19 protein-coding genes are annotated in these 19477 nt (G+C 45.5%); 15 read left to right on the top strand and 4 right to left on the bottom strand.

The annotated features are described in order from the left end of the window. Positions 1 to 323, top strand: a 323-nt coding sequence (locus tag QUB10_RS21545) for a transposase (RefSeq protein ID WP_333205337.1), incomplete at its 5' end; no start/stop codon positions are given. 293 nt (positions 324 to 616) lie between these two features. Here the strand turns inward: QUB10_RS21545 and plsY are convergent. The 4 genes from plsY to QUB10_RS21565 form a co-directional block, all read right to left on the bottom strand. Next, positions 617 to 1297 carry a glycerol-3-phosphate 1-O-acyltransferase PlsY gene (gene plsY / locus QUB10_RS21550; RefSeq protein WP_333141024.1) on the bottom strand — a complete coding sequence of 227 codons (681 nt, stop codon included), beginning with the start codon at positions 1295 to 1297 and terminating at the stop codon, positions 617 to 619. Positions 1298 to 1408: 111 nt separating this feature from the next. Further along, the gene (locus tag QUB10_RS21555) at positions 1409 to 2740 is read right to left on the bottom strand and encodes a DUF3086 domain-containing protein (protein ID WP_333205338.1); all 1332 of its coding nucleotides are present in this window, start codon (positions 2738 to 2740) and stop codon (positions 1409 to 1411) included. A gap of 59 nt (positions 2741 to 2799) precedes the next feature. Continuing rightward, positions 2800 to 3192 carry a DUF3119 family protein gene (locus tag QUB10_RS21560; RefSeq protein WP_333155133.1) on the bottom strand — a complete coding sequence of 131 codons (393 nt, stop codon included), beginning with the start codon at positions 3190 to 3192 and terminating at the stop codon, positions 2800 to 2802. A gap of 63 nt (positions 3193 to 3255) precedes the next feature. Further along, complete coding sequence (locus QUB10_RS21565; protein WP_333205339.1) at positions 3256 to 4050, bottom strand: MlaE family lipid ABC transporter permease subunit; 795 nt, start codon at positions 4048 to 4050, stop codon at positions 3256 to 3258. A 186-nt stretch (positions 4051 to 4236) separates the two neighbouring features. On the opposite strand from QUB10_RS21565, the gene QUB10_RS21570 reads away from it, so the two are divergent. The 14 genes from QUB10_RS21570 (at position 4237) to QUB10_RS21635 (ending at position 19409) form a co-directional block, all read left to right on the top strand. Next, positions 4237 to 4524: a hypothetical protein gene (locus tag QUB10_RS21570; protein WP_333205340.1), complete on the top strand. Its 288-nt coding sequence runs from the start codon at positions 4237 to 4239 to the stop codon at positions 4522 to 4524. Positions 4525 to 4777: 253 nt separating this feature from the next. Next, on the top strand, positions 4778 to 5221 hold the full coding sequence (locus QUB10_RS21575) for an Hsp20/alpha crystallin family protein (RefSeq protein ID WP_333205341.1): 444 nt from the start codon (positions 4778 to 4780) through the stop codon (positions 5219 to 5221). Between the two features lie 262 nt (positions 5222 to 5483). Then, positions 5484 to 5846, top strand: a complete 363-nt coding sequence (locus tag QUB10_RS21580) for a hypothetical protein (protein ID WP_333141012.1) — start codon at positions 5484 to 5486, stop codon at positions 5844 to 5846. Between the two features lies 1 nt (position 5847). After that, positions 5848 to 6231: a hypothetical protein gene (locus QUB10_RS21585; RefSeq protein WP_333205342.1), complete on the top strand. Its 384-nt coding sequence runs from the start codon at positions 5848 to 5850 to the stop codon at positions 6229 to 6231. 128 nt (positions 6232 to 6359) lie between these two features. After that, positions 6360 to 6722, top strand: a complete 363-nt coding sequence (locus tag QUB10_RS21590) for a hypothetical protein (RefSeq protein ID WP_333205343.1) — start codon at positions 6360 to 6362, stop codon at positions 6720 to 6722. Then, a complete protein-coding gene (locus QUB10_RS21595) occupies positions 6715 to 7113 on the top strand; it encodes a hypothetical protein (protein ID WP_333205344.1) in 399 nt (132 codons plus the stop codon). The genes QUB10_RS21590 and QUB10_RS21595 overlap by 8 nt, the downstream gene beginning before the upstream one ends. Positions 7114 to 7286: 173 nt before the next feature. After that, positions 7287 to 7688 carry a fasciclin domain-containing protein gene (locus QUB10_RS21600; protein ID WP_015178455.1) on the top strand — a complete coding sequence of 134 codons (402 nt, stop codon included), beginning with the start codon at positions 7287 to 7289 and terminating at the stop codon, positions 7686 to 7688. A 333-nt stretch (positions 7689 to 8021) separates the two neighbouring features. Next, positions 8022 to 13124, top strand: a complete 5103-nt coding sequence (locus tag QUB10_RS21605; protein ID WP_333205345.1) for a PAS domain S-box protein — start codon at positions 8022 to 8024, stop codon at positions 13122 to 13124. A gap of 467 nt (positions 13125 to 13591) precedes the next feature. Then, the gene (locus QUB10_RS21610; RefSeq protein WP_190656515.1) at positions 13592 to 13819 is read left to right on the top strand and encodes a hypothetical protein; all 228 of its coding nucleotides are present in this window, start codon (positions 13592 to 13594) and stop codon (positions 13817 to 13819) included. A gap of 320 nt (positions 13820 to 14139) precedes the next feature. Continuing rightward, positions 14140 to 15225, top strand: coding sequence for an amino acid ABC transporter substrate-binding protein (locus QUB10_RS21615; protein ID WP_333205346.1), 1086 nt, complete (start codon positions 14140 to 14142; stop codon positions 15223 to 15225). Positions 15226 to 15522: 297 nt separating this feature from the next. Next, positions 15523 to 16737, top strand: coding sequence for an ABC transporter permease subunit (locus QUB10_RS21620; RefSeq protein WP_333205347.1), 1215 nt, complete (start codon positions 15523 to 15525; stop codon positions 16735 to 16737). Positions 16738 to 16785: 48 nt separating this feature from the next. After that, entirely contained in the window at positions 16786 to 17385 is a 600-nt protein-coding gene (locus tag QUB10_RS21625) for a hypothetical protein (RefSeq protein WP_333205348.1), read from the top strand. 22 nt (positions 17386 to 17407) lie between these two features. After that, complete coding sequence (locus tag QUB10_RS21630; RefSeq protein WP_333205349.1) at positions 17408 to 18607, top strand: amino acid ABC transporter permease; 1200 nt, start codon at positions 17408 to 17410, stop codon at positions 18605 to 18607. A 49-nt stretch (positions 18608 to 18656) separates the two neighbouring features. Next, complete coding sequence (locus QUB10_RS21635) at positions 18657 to 19409, top strand: amino acid ABC transporter ATP-binding protein (protein ID WP_333205350.1); 753 nt, start codon at positions 18657 to 18659, stop codon at positions 19407 to 19409. The last annotated feature ends 68 nt before the right edge of the window (positions 19410 to 19477 follow it).

Below are 19477 nucleotides of genomic sequence, written 5' to 3' on the forward strand. Positions count from 1 at the left end.
CTATTAATTCTGATGTAATCATAGCCTGCATAGATACTTTCTTTGCTGTGGTGGAGCGGCCAACCGTTATTGTAGTAGATCAAGCTTCTATTCATACTAGCAATGCCATTTTCGAGAAAATTGAAGAATGGAAAGAACGCGGTTTAACTATATTTGAATTGCCTACTTATTCACCTGAATTGAATTTAATTGAGATTTTGTGGCGGTTTATCAAATATCAATGGCTCGAAATAGATGCCTACTCGAGCTGGCAATCTCTTGTTTCATCTGTAGAAAAAATTCTTAAAGAATTTGGAGATAATTATGTAATTAATTTTGCTTAACTACTTATCTAGGACTAATTCAGCAACGGAGGAAACGGCATTGCCGTTTCCCTACCGCAAAATAATCAATCTTCCTGGCTTGGATGTAACCATCACCCGATTAATTGTAGTGCCGTGTCCTGACTGAAAGCATCCAGGATACAAGCCCCCGGATTCATTCCGAAAGCAGACTCAGGACCCAGAAATAAAAAACCTGTATCCGAGAAACTTGCCGAACGTATTTATCCGTGGGGTCAATGTTTCAATCTAAAATCTAAAATCTAAAATCTAAAATCGATTGACTGTGGGTAATATCAATCGCTAGCTGCTGTTTCCAATTTCTGCCCAATTCTCGGTTCCGTACCATTCAACAACCGCTGAATATTGCTGCGGTGTCGCACAATTACAAACACACCGCCCGCAATTCCAAACAATACATAAGCCAGCGGCTGATGTAAAGCAAACATCAATCCAGCCACGCTAATTGCCCCGATAATCGAACTTAAAGAAACAATTCGCGAAACCGCAAATACTATCCCGAAAATTCCGAAAGTTCCCAAACCAACGGGCCAGTACAAACCCAGCAAAACTCCCAAACTCGTAGCCACAGATTTACCCCCCGTAAACCCCAGCCAGATTGATTTGCTGTGGCCCAAAACAGCCGAGAAACCCGCCAAAGTTGCCATCCAAGGGAGGAGAGTTGCAGTATTTTCTAAACCTGCTGCGGTTGCTAGCTGGCTGGTAAAAGTGAGAGAGTAAATGTAGCGGATTAGGACGATCGCACTTACCCCCTTCAACACATCCACCAACAAAACCCCCAACCCCGGCCACTTCCCCAAAGTCCTCAGTACGTTAGTCGCACCAGTCGAACCCGAACCAACCTCTCGAATATCAATTCCTAGCATCCATTTCCCCAAGGCGTACCCCGTAGGAATCGAACCAAGCAGATAAGCTGCTATTAGCAATGCGCCATTTAAAATTATCCAGCTAGCCATTTTTTAATTTGAGATTTCCTGTACTTTTAAAATTTGCAACCTTTCCCTAGCATAATTAGCAATTAGCAATTAGCAATTACTAATTAGCAATTACCAATTACCAATTACCAATCAAAAATCCTTAGCAGTCGTCAAAGTTTGCGGATCTGCAGCAAAGGCCAACCATAACGGAAATTGCAGGATTGACAAACTAATTAAATCCTCAGTTTCATCAATGACAATTAGGGGCAATTTGCCATCTTTCACCAGTCGATCGGCTTTTTGAGCCAAAGCCTCCGCAGACTCAAACATAATAATCCCCCTTTCCGGGCCAAAATCGCTGCGAGTAATGCCCAAACAGTCCTGCAAACCCCGGCGCCACTCTCCCAAACGTTCGGGACTGTTCGCGAGCACCAAAGTCCGCACCCGTCCACCGTAGACGCTTCTGAGTACAGAAATAATTGTCGAAGTAATCAAGATATTTTGCAAGCGCGAACCCATAGTCCGCAAAGCACCCCTTCCTCCTTGGGTGAAAAACCAGTTAGAAACTCGTTCCGCGTGGATGGGTTCAAAAGTGCGGCGGAGTTGCCAAGGCGGGCCGTAGTAGTCGGGGACAGTGCGATATTGATCGAGGGTGCGGCGAATTTGTTTGGCTTGTTCTTGAAATCCCTGTTCGGCAAATTTGGGATTTACCGGTGCTGAGGATTGAGACTCCTCAGCAGCAGTTCGCTGTGGTGTCTCTTGCACCGGCGGTGTCAAATCTAAGAGTTCGGCGGTAGCGGCCAAATCCTGCAAACTGCCTACTAAATAGTCTTTGAAACCCTGGACTCGAATTGCTAAATCTTGGGAAACGCCGGCAAAAGTGGTTCGCATTTCCTTTTGAATTCGATCGCGCCGCCGTTCTAGTTTTTCAACTTCGATTTGTAGCGCTTGTTTGCGCTGATCTAGTTGAATCAAGCCGTCTTGTACTAAACGCCCGATCGATGCTTGAGCCGCGCCCAACGCTTCTATAGCATTGGCTTTGTCGGCTTCCAAGGCGGCAATTTTTTCAGTCAAAGCTTGTTCTTGCTGCTGCAATTCTTTGACTCGCTCTGCCAACTGTTCGGTAACATTTTCTGGGATGGGCGTTACCGTTTCTTCGGTTGCTGTTGGCTGCGAGTCTGTGGGAGGCTCGATTTGAGCGATCGGACTTTCTGATTCGCCATCGTCGGTGTTGGGCCCAATTTGGGCGAGTGCGCCTGCTTCGTCCACGAATTGGGCGATTTCGGCATCTTCCTCGTCCAGCGGCGGGTCTGTTTCTGCCGGGTGTTGGGCTGGCATTTCATTTTCGTCGAGCCACAAATCTTGTGTTTGAGATAGAAGTTGGTACTCCGTCTCATTCACGGGTAAATCGACTTCGCCGTCACCGCTTGGGGCGGCTGGTTGTGGTTGCGGTTCTTGGGTTGGAGATTCGTCTGAATTCATGGGAAATTTTGTTCGGCGTGGGGCACAGAAAAGTTAAAAATTTAAAATTAACAACTTTTTTAGTCTTGACGGGGACAGCGCTGTTCTAAGCAGGTCTGTAGCATTTTACGATCGAACAGAACCGGCAGAAAGTGAATGCTGTTAATTTCTTTGAAATAGAACAAAATCGGCACCGCGGGCCAAAATATCCGCCAATTTTGCCATTCTCGGTAAGGAAAGCGGCGGATTAAGTTGGACGATCGATAAATGTCCAAATCTGTTGGGGTAAATTGCAGCCGGATGGTGGCTGCTTGGTACATCAGAAACAAGCCGAACAGCGCAAGTGGCAAACTCGCCCACTTCTGCACGAACAGCAGCGGTAGGGCCGCCAGTACCAGGACTAGGGGAATCGCATAACTCGGGGCGAGTTCGATCGTACTTGTCGGCGCAGTCGAAGAGGCAGTTGTAGTCACGGTTTTAAATCAAGGGTAGTAAACTAATGTTGCCAATTATTCATATTTTATCCGTTTCTTAGCTTACAGGCCTTTGAGTACGCTAGAGCCCGTCCCCTGAAACATCAGCCAAGTCAGGAAAAAGTTCACAATAAAAATAGCCAGCAAAGCCGTCACCACCGCTGTGGTAGTCGATTGACCGACGCCTTTTGCCCCGCCGGTGGTGGTCAAGCCCCAGCTAGTGCCGATTACAGCAATCAAACCACCGAACACAAAAGCCTTAATTGCCGCGCTGCAAATATCCCACAGACTCAGGAAATTGCGGACTGATTCTAAAAACACGCTTTGAGAGATGCCGTACATCGTCGTAGCAATCAGCAGTCCACCGAGGATGCCGGTGACGAGACACATGATTGTTAAAATTGGCAGCATCAAGCAGCAAGCTAGGACGCGGGGAATTACTAAATAGTCGATCGGGTCTGTTCTGAGCATCAGCAGGGCATCTATCTGCTCTGTCACCTGCATCGTGCCGATTTCCGCCGCAAAAGCCGAACCTACCCGTCCCGTCACGATGACGGCTGTTAAGACGGGGCCGAGTTCGCGAGTCAAAGACAAAGCCAAAACGCCACCGACGACATTGCCGGCACCGAGGTTAATAAACTCCCTCGCTACCTGAATAGTAAATACCATGCCGACAAAACCCGCAGTCAGCAAAGCAATCAGCAGAGATTCCGGGCCGACTGCTGCCATTTGGTCGAGGGTGTTGCGGCGGTGAATTTTGCCCTTCAGTAAGTGCAGCATGACTTGGCCACCCAATAAAGCTGCTGCCAGCAACCGCTGACTCCACAAACTGAGGCTGGAAGATGTAGTGGTGCTCAAGGGGATTTCGAGTATAGAACAACTGCAAAAAATGAAATCTATCTACAAATCTTAAACAAGTTTTTTCTCTAACATTTAAGATTTCTGACAGAACCGGCCACTGAGGGCGATCGCTGCCTATCGTAGAAAAGGACAAGTTTTGTTTGCTTGTACCTTTCGGCAGTTTAGCTGAATTTACTGACTCTTATGAGCATTTTTCCCAATTTTCTTCGCTCTCTACTGCTGACGGGCCTGTTGAGCTTTGTCGCCCCCTTATTGTTAATCGGCGCGGGATTGACTAGCTTTTCGCTGATTGGCTTCGTGCCTGCTCTCCAAGGAGTTGGTCGTTCTGGAGAAGACCTGATTTTGCAGTTCTTAGCTACTTTCGGCAGCGGCTGTCCCCTCCAGGGTTTTTTGGTGATCGGTCTAACATTTAGTTTGGTGGGTGCTTTGTTTGATACCTACGCTTCTTATCAGCATTCGCGGTGGAGTTAATCGAACCTTCGATTTTAGATTTTAGATGGCAATTCCTCGCTCGAATCTAAAATCTAAAGTTGCTGGGTTCGGGTTGGATCGGATACCCGCCCCTTTTGATGATTTTACAATACCGATCGCGAATGTTCGGAAATGCGATCGGCCTTTTTGCGGAAAACCGAATCCCCCTATTTCGGAAGCTGGAATATATTAAATACAGGTTGAGTCAAGTGTTTCTCAACCCTAAAAACTTCAGATAGTCGAGGTATTAGTTATGGCACTTATTCGTTGGGAACCTTTGCGGGAAATGGACTCCTTGCAACGAGAAATGAATCGGTTGTTTGATAGCTTGACACCGGCAACCGATCGCGCATCTAACGGTTCTGCTTTTCTACCCCCCGCCGAACTCGAAGAAACTCCCGAAGCCATCCACCTTAAGTTAGAAATTCCGGGCATGGAAGCTAAGGATTTGGACGTACAAGTAACCGCAGAAGCTGTTGCTATCAGTGGCGAACGCCGTCAGGAAACTAAGAGTGAAGATAAAGGCATGACTCGCTCTGAGTTCCGCTACGGTTCGTTCCGCCGGGTGATTCCCCTACCCGCACGGGTTCAAAATGACAGCGTAGAAGCTGAGTACAAAAATGGAGTTTTAAACCTGAATTTGCCCAAAGCGGAAGCAGAAAAGAACCGCGTGGTTAAGGTTCAAATCGGTGGCTAATAATTGTTTCCTACTTTAGTTAGTTAATTAGTAGGGGGGCGCAAGGCACCCCCTATTTGTTTTGGGAATAGATTATTGGTCATTGGGAATTGATAATTGGGCCGAAAAGCATTGGGCCTTGCGAGTTTGAGGAATGATCCTTCCATCTTCCATCTTCCTCTTCCATCTTCCATCTTCCATCCATCCTTACATCCGAAGAAAGCGAATCCGTTGTCGAACTTCCTTGTTCCGATTCTTCAACCGTGCTAAACTCCAATAAGCAATGGTTGGTGAGGAGACTTGCGTGCCCAGTCAGGGAGTTGGAGGAAATGGAATTGCATCTGAGTTTGGAGACTTAACCGGGATGACTCGCGAAGAAGTCGATGATTTTTTGCGCGGATTGGGTGCTAAGGTAAAAATTTCTTCAGGAAATTATGTTGAATACAAATTTTCTGACAGGTCAAAAGTCATAATTCGCACTAATAGTGAAGTTGTTCGCCTGCCAGCACCGCGATATGGCTCAGATGGTAGAAGAATAAACTGGGGTTTGCGTCTTGACAAAGATGGTAGCGTACTCCAAACACGCGATGAATTTGGCAATCAGATTCCTGATACGCACATTACTGGAGAAAAAGTGAGTAATTAATATGCCTGATGACTACAACTTGCTTAATTTAGGTGGACTTACATCCCTCGTGAAAAATGTCAATGTGTCTTTGTGGGGGAATGAAGTATTACTGGAATGTATCTACGATCCTACAGGCGATCAATTGCCTTACTCTTTAGTTTTTCAAGACTGCCGAGAAATTATGTGGGAGGTGCATGATGAAGAGGAAGTAAAAGAACCATTAGCTGATTTGATTGGTTTTCATTTGGGTGAAAACGCGCACCGGAAAGCAGCTTTGATTCATACGGATATTTTTGAAATTTCAATTTTGTACGGCAGTTTTAGCATTCACAAGGGAGAAAACCTAAATGCTGAAGATTTAGAGACAGAGGTTTTGGTATCACAAGCGCAAGCAGTCGTTTAGTAATTTCGATTTTAGCTGTGAGATTTTAGATAAAAGACTTGGCAATGAGTTGAGAAACAGAGGTTTTGGTATCACAAGCGTATTGCGTAGCTACTTGCAAAAGGTAATGTGCTAAACTCGAAAAGGCAATGGTTGGTGAGGAGACTTGCGTGCCGAGTCAGGGAGTTGGAGGAAATGGAATTGCATCTGAGTTTGGAGACTTAACCGGGATGACTCGCCAAGAAGTCGATGACTTTTTGCGCGGACTGGGTGCAGAAATCAGAACTACTAGAGATGGTTATGTTGCATATAAATTTTTTGATAAGTCAACACTAATGATCCGTCCTAACGGTGAAGTGATTAGAACGCCTGCACCAAAATATGGCTCAGATGGAAGAAATATCAACAAAGGTTTGCGTCTCGATAGAGATGGTAATTTATTGCGAACGAGAGACGAATTTGGTAATTTAATTCCAGGGACTCACAATACGGGAGAGAAATTAAATGAGTGATTGGAAGGATGACTATAACTTGCTTGGATTGGGTGGTTTTACATCTTTAATCACAAAAGTCAACGTATCTTTATGGGGAAACGAAGTATTAATTGAATGCGTCTACAATCCAGAAGAAAGATTGCCTTATATGCTGGCATTCAAAGACTGTCGCGATATCAGTTGGACTGTACACGATGAAGAGGCTGTGGGCGAATTGGAAGCTGAATTCTTCGGAATTTCTTTGGGCGAGCCGGAACACCGCAAGCCTGCGGTGATTACTACAGACATTTTTGAAATTTCTATTTTGTACGGCAGTTTTAGCATTCACAAAGGAGATAATTTTAACTCACCCATAGCAGATTTAGAAACAGAGGTTTTGGCATCGGGTACGCCAGTATTGTACAAATAACCAATAATATGGTTTCCGGTTGCATCGGAATGATTTAACCGCAGAGAACGCAGAGAACACAGAGGGAGATAAGAGAGATGAATAATTCCGATGCTAACAGATTTGATATAACCAGTAACCAAATCAGTTTACGATACTTAATAGAACTTTTTTCCCAGATGAGGTAAAACACAATGCCTGATATTGTTGATATTGCCGTAGGTGCAGGTTCGTTCCAAACCCTCGTAACAGCCGTGCAAGTAGCTAATTTAGTAGACGCGCTCAAAAGTCCGGGCCCTTTTACTGTCTTTGCACCCAATGACGATGCTTTTGCCAAATTGCCGCCAGGAACTATCACAACCTTAGTGCAGAACGTTCCCCAACTGACCAGGATTTTGATGTTTCACGTCGTATCGGGGAAGTTTATGAAGGCTGATTTGGCAAAACTCGGTTTTGTTACTTCCTTGGAAGGTTCGCCGATTAAAATTGATTGTTCTGACGGTTTTGAGGTGAAAAATGCTACAGTTGTCGCTGCGGATATCGAAGCTGATAACGGCGTCATCCATGTGATCGATAATGTGATTTTAATGGGCTAGTTTCACGGTCTATTGATTTTCAATTTTCGATTTTTGATTGACTCTACAGATGAATTTGAGGGTTTGAACTTTGGTCTAATTTTTTTGGGTTTAAGCCACGGAAGTCTGGATATCGCATCTATCTTTAGGTGTGATGTTAAGTCGCAGCGGGAGCGAGAGCTTGCATTGAGCAGTGTCTCTTTGCTCCCGATCGCGCCTTGGTTTTTTAGCGCGTGAAGGTAATTTAAATATAAAACCGTTGTCTTTTCGTCGGATATATTTTAAGATGATTGTTTACAAAAATTTGAAAATCAATAATTATTATAATATAAGCAAACCAGTGTGGTGAGCACTATGCAAATCCTAGCCACCAGCCTCAAAGCAACAGTCCGCCAGCGTACCTTGGAACTGCAAGTTCTCAACGAACTTACTGCAAAAGTTCAAGCCAGTCTCAGTGCTGATGAAATTTGGTCTGCGTGTCTGGCACATCTCGATCGCCTCATTCCCACACAGGCGATCGCCCTTTTGACGCTACCGGACGATCGAATATACCTGGAACACTTACAGCCGTTAAGTGCTAGCACCAAAGCCGAAATGGAAGGGCGCTTGCAAGCTGCTCGCGCTGAATGGCTTGCTGGCAATCGGGACTGGGCGCACAACATCACTCCCCCACCAATTGCTCAGTTTCAGTCGGTCTTGATGGCACCAGCCAACCTGGATGAAAGTGAAGAATTGTTGGGAGTATTTTTCATTGGTGCAGAGCAGGCCAATGCTTTTAATTTGGAACACCTTTGTTTGCTCCACACGGCCGCTCAAATTTGTACAAAACAGTTAAATATACTAGCAGCTAAAACGACCAGTGTCAAGGATAAACTAAAAAATAATTTTGCTCTGGATTCGGAAAGTCAAGAACTATTGTTGCGGGCTTTAATGACAGGTACGCCGGACAGAGTTTTTGTGAAAGATAGAAACTTTAGATACATTTTTGTCAATCAAAGTTTTGCTGAATATTTGGGGAAAAATGTTGAGGAAATTATCGGCAAAGATGATATTGAATTAGGGTTTTCAGCCGAATTAGTATTTGGCGATCGCAACGGCCAAATTAGGGGCATCCGCGAGGAAGATCGAGCTGTGCTGGGGGGGGAGAGGGTTCGTAATCCCTACCAGACGATCCTCTTTGAAGGTGGCAAACAGCAGATATTTGACACGCAAAAAGTGCCACTGTGCGATGCAGAGGGTAATATATTTGGGGTTTTAGGTTTTTCTAGAGAGATTGGTCAATTGCAGACCACAGATGAAGCCAGGAATCAAAGCCAAGCCAAACTGCAAAAAATTACTGCTAGCGTACCGGGTACGGTATATCAAATAGACTTACATCCAGACGGCTCGATGGCCTTCTCGTTCGTGAGCGCGGGCTGCCGAGAATTGTATGAAATAGAACCAGAGGCTGCTCAGCAGAATTTTAATGTAATTGTTGATATGATTCATTCCGAAGATCGAGATGATTTTATCAACTCGGTGACGCTTTCTGCTGAAAATTTGCAGCCTTGGCGGTGGGAAGGAAGAATTGTCACTCCGTCGGGAAAACTTAAATGGGTGCAAGGAGCTTCCCAGCCAGAATTTCAAGCATCGGGGGAGATAGTTTACTACGGCTTATTCACGGATATTAGCGCCCGGAAACAAGCTGAACTGAAGCTGCAACTTTATCAACAAATCTTTTTGAAATCCAACGATGCGATCGCCATATTAGACCCCCAAGGCTATTACTTAGAAACAAATCAAGCTCACACGGCTTTGCTGGGTAACAGCGCGTCAAAATTGTGGGGAAAAACACCTGCAACTCACATGGGAGAACAGGCATTTATGTCTGTGCTGCAAACCTTGGCAGAAACAGGGAGTTACCGAGGCGAAATGACCTGTATTAAGGCTGTGCAAGAAGGAATAGTTGAGGTGGAGGTTTCGGCTTTTGCGGTTTTAAATGATGCTGGGGATGTAGTTTGTTACGTAAGTGTCAAAAGAGACATCACTGAACGCAAGCGAGCTGAGGAAAAACTAAAACTTTACCGAGAAATATTTTTAAACTCCAATGATGCGATCGTCATTATCGATGCTGACGGGTTTTTCGTCGAACAAAATCTTGCTCACCAAACGCTTCTAGGATACACAGACGCGGAATTAGAAGCAGAAGCTTCGCCGCTGGTTGCGGGGGATCGCTTTTTGGCAATTGCCCAAAGTTTAGCAAAAACAGGAAGTTTTCGGGGCGAAATTATTAACTCCACTAAAAAAGGCCACACGCTGGCGATCGACGTTGCGGCATACTCTGTGATTAACAACGCCGACGATGTAATTTGTCATGTCTGCGTCAAGCGCGACATTACCGAACGCAAAAAAGGAGAAGAAGAACGGCAAAAATTTGTGTCGCTGATTGAAAACAGCAGCGATTTTATCAGTATGGCTACTCTGAAAGGCAAAACGCTGTTTGTCAACGAAGCCGGACGAAAACTGGTGGGTGTAGAGAATCTTTCGGCAGTGCTTTATACGGAGATTTGGGATTATATTGGGCCCTATTTTCAACAGAAATTCAGTCAAGAGATTTTACCAACAATTATCAGTCAGGGCCAGTGGCAAGGCGAAGGTCAAATGCAGCACTTGGCCACCGGACAGCCCATTGATGTTGTGATGAATGCTTTTCTGGTCAAGCACCCTCAAACCACCGAACCGCTGTGCTTTGCTGCGGTAATTCGCGATGTCACCGAACGCAAGCAAGCTGAGAGAATGCTGCGGGAACAAGCAGAACGGGAACGGCTGGTTTCGGCGATCGCCCAGCGAGTCCGGCAGTCTCTCAACCTCACTCAAACTCTGAGCACTGCTGTACAAGAAGTGCGGCAGTTGCTGGCAACTGACCGCACGGTAATTTATCGTTTTGATTCCGAGGAAACAGCGATTGTGGTTGTGGAATCTGTAGGGGATGATTGGATGCCCCTGCTGGGAAGAAAAGTTCAAAGAACATCCTTTGGGGAAAGTTATGTATGGCTGTACAGTGCAGAAACAATTCAAGCAATGGCAGATATTTATACTGCAAATTTGAGCGAGGAACACCGAGATTTACTTGCTAGTTTGCAGGTAAGGGCTAATGTAGTTGTACCAATTTTTATAGGCGATGAAAGTCAGGGTTTGGCAGCAGAATATTCGCCGGAAACTCGAAGTGAACTGCCGGGAAGGAGTTTGGAAACGAGTCACAATCGGTTGTGGGGATTGCTGATTGCCCATCAGTGTAGCGCTCCGCGTGTTTGGACTGATTCTGAGATGGATTTGCTGGGAAGGTTGAGCGTGCAGTTGGCGATCGCCATTCAGCAATCTACTCTTTTTGAACAAGCGCAGCAGGCACGAGAAGCAGCCCTAGAAGCGTCTCGAATGAAGTCGCTATTTTTAGCAAATATGAGTCACGAAATCCGTACTCCGATGAATGGAGTGATGGGGATGACTGATTTGCTGCTGAAAACGAATCTTACTCCAGAACAGCTTGACTTTGTACAGACGCTGAAACTCAGCGGCCAAAATTTACTCTCCATCATTAACGATATTTTGGATCTCTCCAAACTGGAAGCAGGAGAAATGCGCTTAGAAACAATCGAATTTAACCTCAGTATCTGTGTGAATGAAGTGCTGGATTTGTTGGCGACTCCCGCACAAGCAAAAGGTATAGAAGTGGTGGCCCTGATTGACAGCGACGTGCCGCTGCAAATTAAAGGTGATGCAGCGCGGTTGCGGCAAATACTCACTAATTTGATCAACAATGCTATTAAGTTTACAGAAGCAGGAGAAGTGGTAATTGAGGTTGCTAATGCTAGTAATTCTGAGTTATTGGCAGCCAGCGATAATCAGAGAATTTTAGAGAATATCGAGCCGGTAAAAATAGAAAACAATGACTCGATGCTCCTGCTGTTTAAAGTGACAGATACAGGAATTGGGATTGCTCCCGAAGACAAAAGAAAGCTGTTTCAATCTTTTACTCAAGTTGATGCCTCTACGACAAGAAAATACGGTGGCACAGGTTTGGGGCTGGCTATTTCTAAGGAGTTGGTGGAGTTAATGGGTGGCAAAATCGGTGTGGAAAGTACCCCTGGCAAAGGCTCGACTTTTTGGTTTACTGTGCCGACAGTTACGGAAAATTTAACTGCTGTCGGGACAGCGTGCGAAGTTAATTTTGAAACGGTGCTGGCGGGGCGAAAAATGTTAGTTGCCAGCGACAAGCCGACAGTGCGGAAAGTGCTAGTGAGAATGGCTGTTTTGTGGGGAATGGAGGTTGAGGAGGTTGAGAACGGTTGGATGACGATCGCATCTCTGTACAAAGCTGTCAGCCTTAATTCCCCTTACGATATCGTTTTGGTTGATATTCAGTTGCCGGAAATGGTGGCGGGAAGTCTCGAACGCTTGAGGATTTCTGAGCCGGCAATGCAGCAGACGCATTGGGTGGTGCTGACTTCAATGACTCAGCTTGCAGAGGCGAAACGCTTGGTAGATAGCGGTTTTAGCGGGTATTTAACTAAACCTGTTAAAGCTCACCGACTATTTGATTGCTTGGCGAATGCGATCGCCCCGATGACGCTGATTGAGGAGCCGCCGGCAAATCCAACTTCCAATCGAGCCTCAGCTATTGACAACCGGGAGTTAGCAAGTTTAAAGATTTTGTTAGTTGAAGATACTCCTATCAATCAAAAAGTTGGTCTCAATCAACTCAGAGTTTTGGGATGCACTGCGGATGTCGCCAATAACGGCGCAGAGGCGCTATCTATGGTTGCTCTGAAAAAGTATGACATTGTGTTGATGGACTGTCAGATGCCGATTTTGGACGGTTACGAAGCAACGCGGAAATTGCGCCGCCGGGAAGCGGCAGATGCTGCTGGCAAGATGGAGTCGCATCAAAAGACGGTGGTGATTGCGATGACGGCGAATGCTTTGAAGGGCGATCGGGAAAAGTGTCTGGCGGCGGGCATGGACGATTATATTAGCAAACCTATTGCGATCGAAAAGTTAAAATCGGTACTAGCAAATTGGTCGGTCAAACTAAAAATTGGAACTCCCAAGTTTAAGGCCGAGGAACTTCAAAACTCTGAGCCAGATATCGAATCGGTAGTAGATATGGCACGTTTGCACGAAATTTCGGGCGCTGATTTAGAGTTTGAGCGGGAAATACTGCAAGCTTTTGTGGTGGATACTGGTAGTTATTTAGAAGCTGCTAAGGGGGCGATCGCCTCGCGAGATATGGAGACGCTGGCCCGCCACGCTCATCAAATTAAAGGTGTCAGCGCTACGGCGGCGGTGCGGTTAATGCCCGATATGGCAGATCAGCTTCAAAGTCTGTCCGAATCAAATGATTTGGAGGGGGCTACAAAAATCATCGCTGAATTAGAAATAATTCTGGCGAGGGTTCAAAAGTTGGTGGCTACTGAGTAGTCAATTTTATTGTGCACCGGGCCCGTGGAGCCCGATCCCTGACAATCAAGCATCCAGGATACCCGCCACGTGATTCATCCGTCCAGAAATAAAAAACCTGTATCCGATGAAACTTGCCGAACGTATTTATCTCGCGCAAGTCAATGCTTCAATCCTAAAATCTAAAATCTAAAATCTAAAATCTAAAATCGATTGACGGCTCTTGGCAGCCCCCACGAGCGAGCGCGTGTAAAGATTGTTAATCTTTTATCAAGATATTTATCTCAATGTGAAGGAATTGGGAACTCTTATAACATCTTGTGTGTTGTAACTTGTGACACTACTGTATTAAGTTATTGTGGTCAAATATAAAATAATCATTAAGCCGATCGCTCTGAGGGTGCTTTTCGTCGATCGGCTTGAGACACCAAGACCCGCTTTTCGCTATCCCCGCCCATTAAGTGCGTATTTACGCTCAACGAGGTTTTATGACTCCAGTCATGTTACGCCAACTCTGGTCATTAATTGAGACCACCCAAGCTACTCTGTTAGTCAATTTAGACGATGCCACCCTGGTACAGTGGCTGCTGAAGCAGTTAAAGACGAACTCTGCGCTTAATGGCAAAGAAGCAGATGTGTTGGACGAATACATCCAGTCTCGGCTTTCCCTAATCCGCGATTTAGCTGAGCAACGGCTAGCACCAGAGCTACTGTGAGCGGATTCAATCAAAATCGGATAAATATTCCAGGGAACGGCGATGCTCGCTCCCGCTGGGCAGAAATAGCAGAAAAGAAACCGGGTTTCGAGGATAAATCTTAGGTTTGACGACCAGGCCTCCAGCCAGAAACCGGGTTTCTAACTCTGGGCTCCTAGTTTGCTCAAAAAAACACAGGCGGGTAGTCGGTGCAGTTGCCACAGTGCAGCACCGGATGCAGAACGGCTAATTTGAAGCCGGAGGCTTTTGTAGATCGCCGATCGCCACAGTTCTCGACAGCTACAAGGTAGGATTGTCAGGAAAGCGTTCTATTAAAATCTATGCGTAAATGGGGATTTCTGCTGCTAGCAAGCGTGTTATTTGCGGCACCGTTGGCATCTTGTAGGGATCGATCGGCACAAACCGGACAAACAACAGCAACAACTGCGGCAGGTGGCAACTCGCAACAAGGTTCCAGCCGGATAGATACAATTGTCAGCCGCGGCAAACTGATTTGTGGCGTCAGTGGCGAACTGCCGGGTTTTAGCTTTGTAGACGAAAAAGGCAAATATTCGGGACTGGATGTGGATGTGTGCAGGGCTGTGGCGGCGGCAATATTTGACGACCCCGAAAAAGTCGAGTACCGAAAACTCAACGCCAAAGATAGATTTACAGTTTTGCAGGCGGGAGAAATCGACATTCTCAGCCGAAATACTACCTACACCGCGAGTCGCGACAGCACTACCGGACTCGAATTTGCCCCGGTGATCTTTTATGACTCTCAAAGCATCATGGTCAAAAAAGACAGCGGCATCAAAAGTTTAAAAGATTTTGCGGGCAAATCTATCTGCGTGCAGACAGGTACGAGCACCGAACAAAATTTGTCTGACCAAATGCGAAAAATAGGAGTTAAATACACTCCTGTCGTGTTTGAAGATGTGAATTCTACCTTTGCGACTTATCAAGAAGGTCGCTGTCAAGGTGTTACTGCCGATCGATCGCAACTTGTTTCTAAGCGGACAACTCTGCCGAATTCCGAGAATAATGTTGTTTTGCCGATCGTGATGTCAAAAGAACCGTTAGCCCCAGCGGTGAAAAGCGGCGATCCTAAATGGTCTGACGCGGTGAGATGGATTATTTTCGCGGCGATTGAAGCTGAAGATTTGGGAATTAATTCGGGAAATGTAGACCAAATTGTGGCAAGCACTACAGACCCGAACGTCAAACGTTTGCTAGGAACAGAAGGAGATTTAGGTAAAGGTTTGGGACTCCCGAACGACTACGTAGTCCGCGTTGTGAAGAAAGTCGGGAATTACGGAGAAATGTACGATCGCAACCTCGGCCCCAAAAGTACACTCAAGTTAGAACGGGGTCAAAACAGACTCTGGAAAGATGGCGGTTTGCTTTATTCGCCCCCGTTCCGTTAGTAAAGCTATGTAGGGTGCGTGACGGTAAAAATCCCCATCGCCAATCAAGTAACTATCAAGTCACGCACCAAAGCTATGTAGAGTGCGTGACTTGAAAAATCCCGATCGCCAATCGAGTAACTATCAAGTCATATCAAATCCGGTAGCATCGGAATAATTCATCTCTGTATTCTCTCCCTCTGCGTTCTCTGCGCCCTCTGCGGTTAAATAATTCCGATGCAACCGGAAACGATATCACGCACCAAAGCTCAATCTCGCCTGGATTTGCCAGCAGATTTATCAAATATAATTTAAGTTATGAACCCAGAACCTCCACCGGGCAAAGCCCAGAGATTTCCCAATTTTAAAGATATATCAAAACTGCTGCGGGACGATCGCTTCTGGAAAATTGCCGTACAGGCGATCGCCCTAATTTTAGTAATAGTTGTGATCGCCATTCTTTGGGACAATCTCAGTGCTAATTACTCGCAACTGGGGATTGCATTTGGATTTGATTTTCTCAATTCCCAAGCATCCTTTGACATCGGCGAAAGCGTGATTCCCTACAGTCCAGAAAACAGTTACAGACAAGCTTATTTTGTCGGCTTAATCAACTCGCTGCGGGTGATGGGTATCGGCATTGTTTTCGCAACAGTTGCGGGTTTGACGGTAGGAATTGCGCGCCTTTCCGACAATTGGCTGCTGCGGAATTTGGCTGGTTTGTATGTGGAAATTTTGCGAAATACGCCGTTATTGCTGCAATTATTTTTCTGGTATTTTGCAGTTTTCATTTCCCTGCCAAAACTCGAAGACAATCAGCAGATGAGGGGGCCGATTTACTTCACAAATCGCGGCATTGCTGTACCAACAGCGGTGGCTTTGCCTGGTTTTGAGATTTGGTTGATTTTGCTAACTGTCGGAGTTTTGGCGGCGGCGGGGCTGTGGATGTGGCGGGCGCGGGTGATGTTGGAAGAAGCTAAGCCGGGAAGACAGTTGTTTTGGGCTCTAGGTGCGATCGGGCTAAGTGCAATCTTAGCTTGGATTATCACCAAAAATCTGCCTTTTCGGCTTGATGTTCCGCGCTTGACACCAGCATTGCAACTCGAAGGAGGATTAAAATTCACTCCAGAATTTGCAGCCTTGGTGACAGGACTCAGCTTGTATACTGGCAGTTACATTGCAGAAATTGTGCGGGCCGGAATTCAGTCAGTATCGAAAGGCCAGTGGGAAGCGGGAAAGTCTTTAGGGCTGAAGTCTGGAACAATGATGCGGATGGTAATTTTGCCGCAAGCTTTGCGGGTGATTGTGCCGCCTTTAACCAGTCAGTATCTGAATTTGGCTAAGAATTCGAGTTTAGCGGTTGCGGTTGCTTATCCCGACGTTTATTTTGTGGTGGGCTCTCCGACGTTGAATCAGACCGGTCGGGCGATCGAAGCAATGTTAATTATCATGGTAACATACCTAACAATTAGTTTGATAGTTTCTCTGTTCATGAATTGGTACAATAAAACTGTACAAATCAAGGAAAGGTAAAGAGTTAATGTTGGAATTTTTACAACGGCGATCAGAGGAAATAGAAAAATGGCGTACAGTGATTTTAGTTTAGAGGGCGCAGTCAAAACATTTGAATTAAAGTATTCGGAAGTCGCCGATTTGTTTGGCAAAGAACCCAACTTAGAATGCAGCCAACTACTAGCAGAAACTCTCAAACGCAGTGTACCGTTAGGTCTGGCAAGTAATACCCAGAAATCCCGCGCTGAAATGATGACAGCGCCAATTTTAATTGAACTTAGAGAACAATTACAAAATCGAATTAGCTTATTTTCCGGTATTGACTTTAATGTTGACTCCGAAAGAGGCTTAGACGGTAGTTGCGATTTTATAATTGGCAATTCATCAGGACTTTTGTTAGTTGTTGCACCAGTCATTATAATTGTAGAAGCAAAACCGGAAAATCTCAATAGTGAATTGGGACAGTGCGTAGCAGAAATGCTAGGCGCTAGAATATTTAATGAACGTGAAGGCAACGATATTCCTGCGATTTTTGGTGCTGTGACTAGCGGAAATATCTGGAAATTTCTTCGATTAAAAAATCAAGTAATTGAAATAGATTTGACCGAGTATTACCTCACCGAGGTTAATAAAATTTTAGGTATTTTAGCCAGTGCAATTAATAATTAATAATTAATAACCAACAAATAAAATGGAAACAATACCTGTATTACCGCCCCCAGCCACCGAATCGCCTACCCCTTGGAATTGGGCGCGCAAAAATTTATTTAGTACCTGGTACAACAGCATTCTGACAGTAGTTTGCCTCATTATCGCCTTCCAAACTATTAAAGGAATTATCGTTTGGGCAACAACAAAAGCTCAATGGCGCGTGTTAGAAGCAAACTTGCCGCTATTTTTCGCAGGCAGATTTCCCAGCGAATCCTACTGGCGGCTGTGGATAGTAACGGCCATCATTGCCTTGTTGGGAGGATTAACTTGGGGAAACATTCAGCGGCAAGAACGTCTTTGGAATCCGCCTTTACTAATTATACTCGGTGCTGCAGTTGTGGGTGCGGTCATTTCGCCGATCGACCTAACCTCTCGTTTTTACCTGCTAGCAAATATTATTGTAGCGGCGGCTAGCTATTGGGCGGGGAGACAAATTCACCCTAAAATAATGAGTTGGATGCCTGCAATCTGGGTTCTTTCCTTCCCAATAGTTTTGTGGCTAATTAAAGGCGGGTTAGGTTTGTCCGAAGTGTCAACAAATGATTGGGGCGGTTTAGTATTGACGCTGTTTTTAGCAGTTATTAGTATTGTGCTTTCCTTTCCTTTGGGAGTATTGCTAGCACTCGGCAGACAAAGTTCTTTGCCCGTTGTGAGACTGTTATCAACATTATATATTGAAATTATTCGCGGTTTACCATTAATTGGCATTTTGTTTTTAGGTCAAGTGATGCTGCAACTCTTCTTGCCGCCCGAATATCCGAAATTGGATAGAGTAATTAGAGCGATTGCTGGATTAACCTTATTTAGTGCGGCATACTTGGCGGAAAACGTGCGCGGTGGCTTGCAGGCCGTGCCCAGGGGACAAATAGAAGCAGCTAGGTCGATCGGACTCAATACACCCCTGCTTACAATTCTCATTGTACTGCCTCAAGCACTGCGAATCGTCATTCCGGCGATCGGCGGTCAATTCATCGGATTATTTATGGATACTTCCCTGCTATCTCTATTCGGAATGTTAGAATTAATCGGAATATCCCGCGCCGTTTTAGCAAATCCTTCCTATATCGGCAGGTACGCCGAAGTTTACATATTCGTCGGCATCATTTATTGGATATTTTGCTACTCAATGTCCCTAGCCAGCCGCAAAATAGAGCGAACATTAGGAGTAAGCGAAAGATAAAAAAATATGCGTTCATCCGCGTTCATCAGCGGTTAAAAAACAAAAAAATATGGAAACTAAACCCACAATCCCAGAACAAGTAATCGTAGCAGAAAACGTCCACAAATGGTACGGACAATTTCACGTACTGCGCGGCGTCAGCATGACCGTCAACCGAGGTGAAGTCGTGGTCGTGATGGGGCCATCGGGTTCGGGAAAATCGACGTTTATTCGCACATTCAACGCCTTAGAAGAATACCAACAAGGTAAAATTACGATCGACGGAATCGAACTTTCCCACGACTTACGCAACATTGAGACAATTCGCAGCGAAGTAGGAATGGTGTTTCAGCAATTTAACCTGTTTCCCCACTTATCAGTTTTGCAAAACGTCATGCTAGCGCCAGTATGGGTGCGCCGCTGGCCAAAGAAAAAAGCCGAAGAAGTGGCAATGCAACTCTTAGAAAGAGTGGGAATATTGGAACAAGCAAAAAAATATCCCGGACAGTTGTCTGGAGGACAGCAGCAGCGGGTCGCTATTGCACGTTCTCTGGCCATGCAGCCTAAAATCATGTTATTTGATGAACCGACATCAGCATTAGACCCGGAGATGGTGCGGGAAGTTTTAGATGTAATGCGAAATTTGGCTCAAACGGGAATTACAATGGTGGTTGTGACTCACGAAGTCGGGTTTGCGCGCGAAGTTGCCGATCGCATTGTATTGATGGATGGCGGCGTTTTAGTGGAAGAAGCGAAGCCGGAAGAGTTTTTTCAGAATCCGAAGGAAGAACGCACGCGCAAGTTTTTATCTCAGATATTGTAACTGATTTTCAAGTTTAGTCGGTGGGTTTGGCGACGGTAGCAGCAGTAAAAATAGACATAATTAAGGTA

This window comes from Microcoleus sp. B5-D4, from assembly GCF_036705145.1.
Lineage (GTDB): Bacteria > Cyanobacteriota > Cyanobacteriia > Cyanobacteriales > Microcoleaceae > Microcoleus.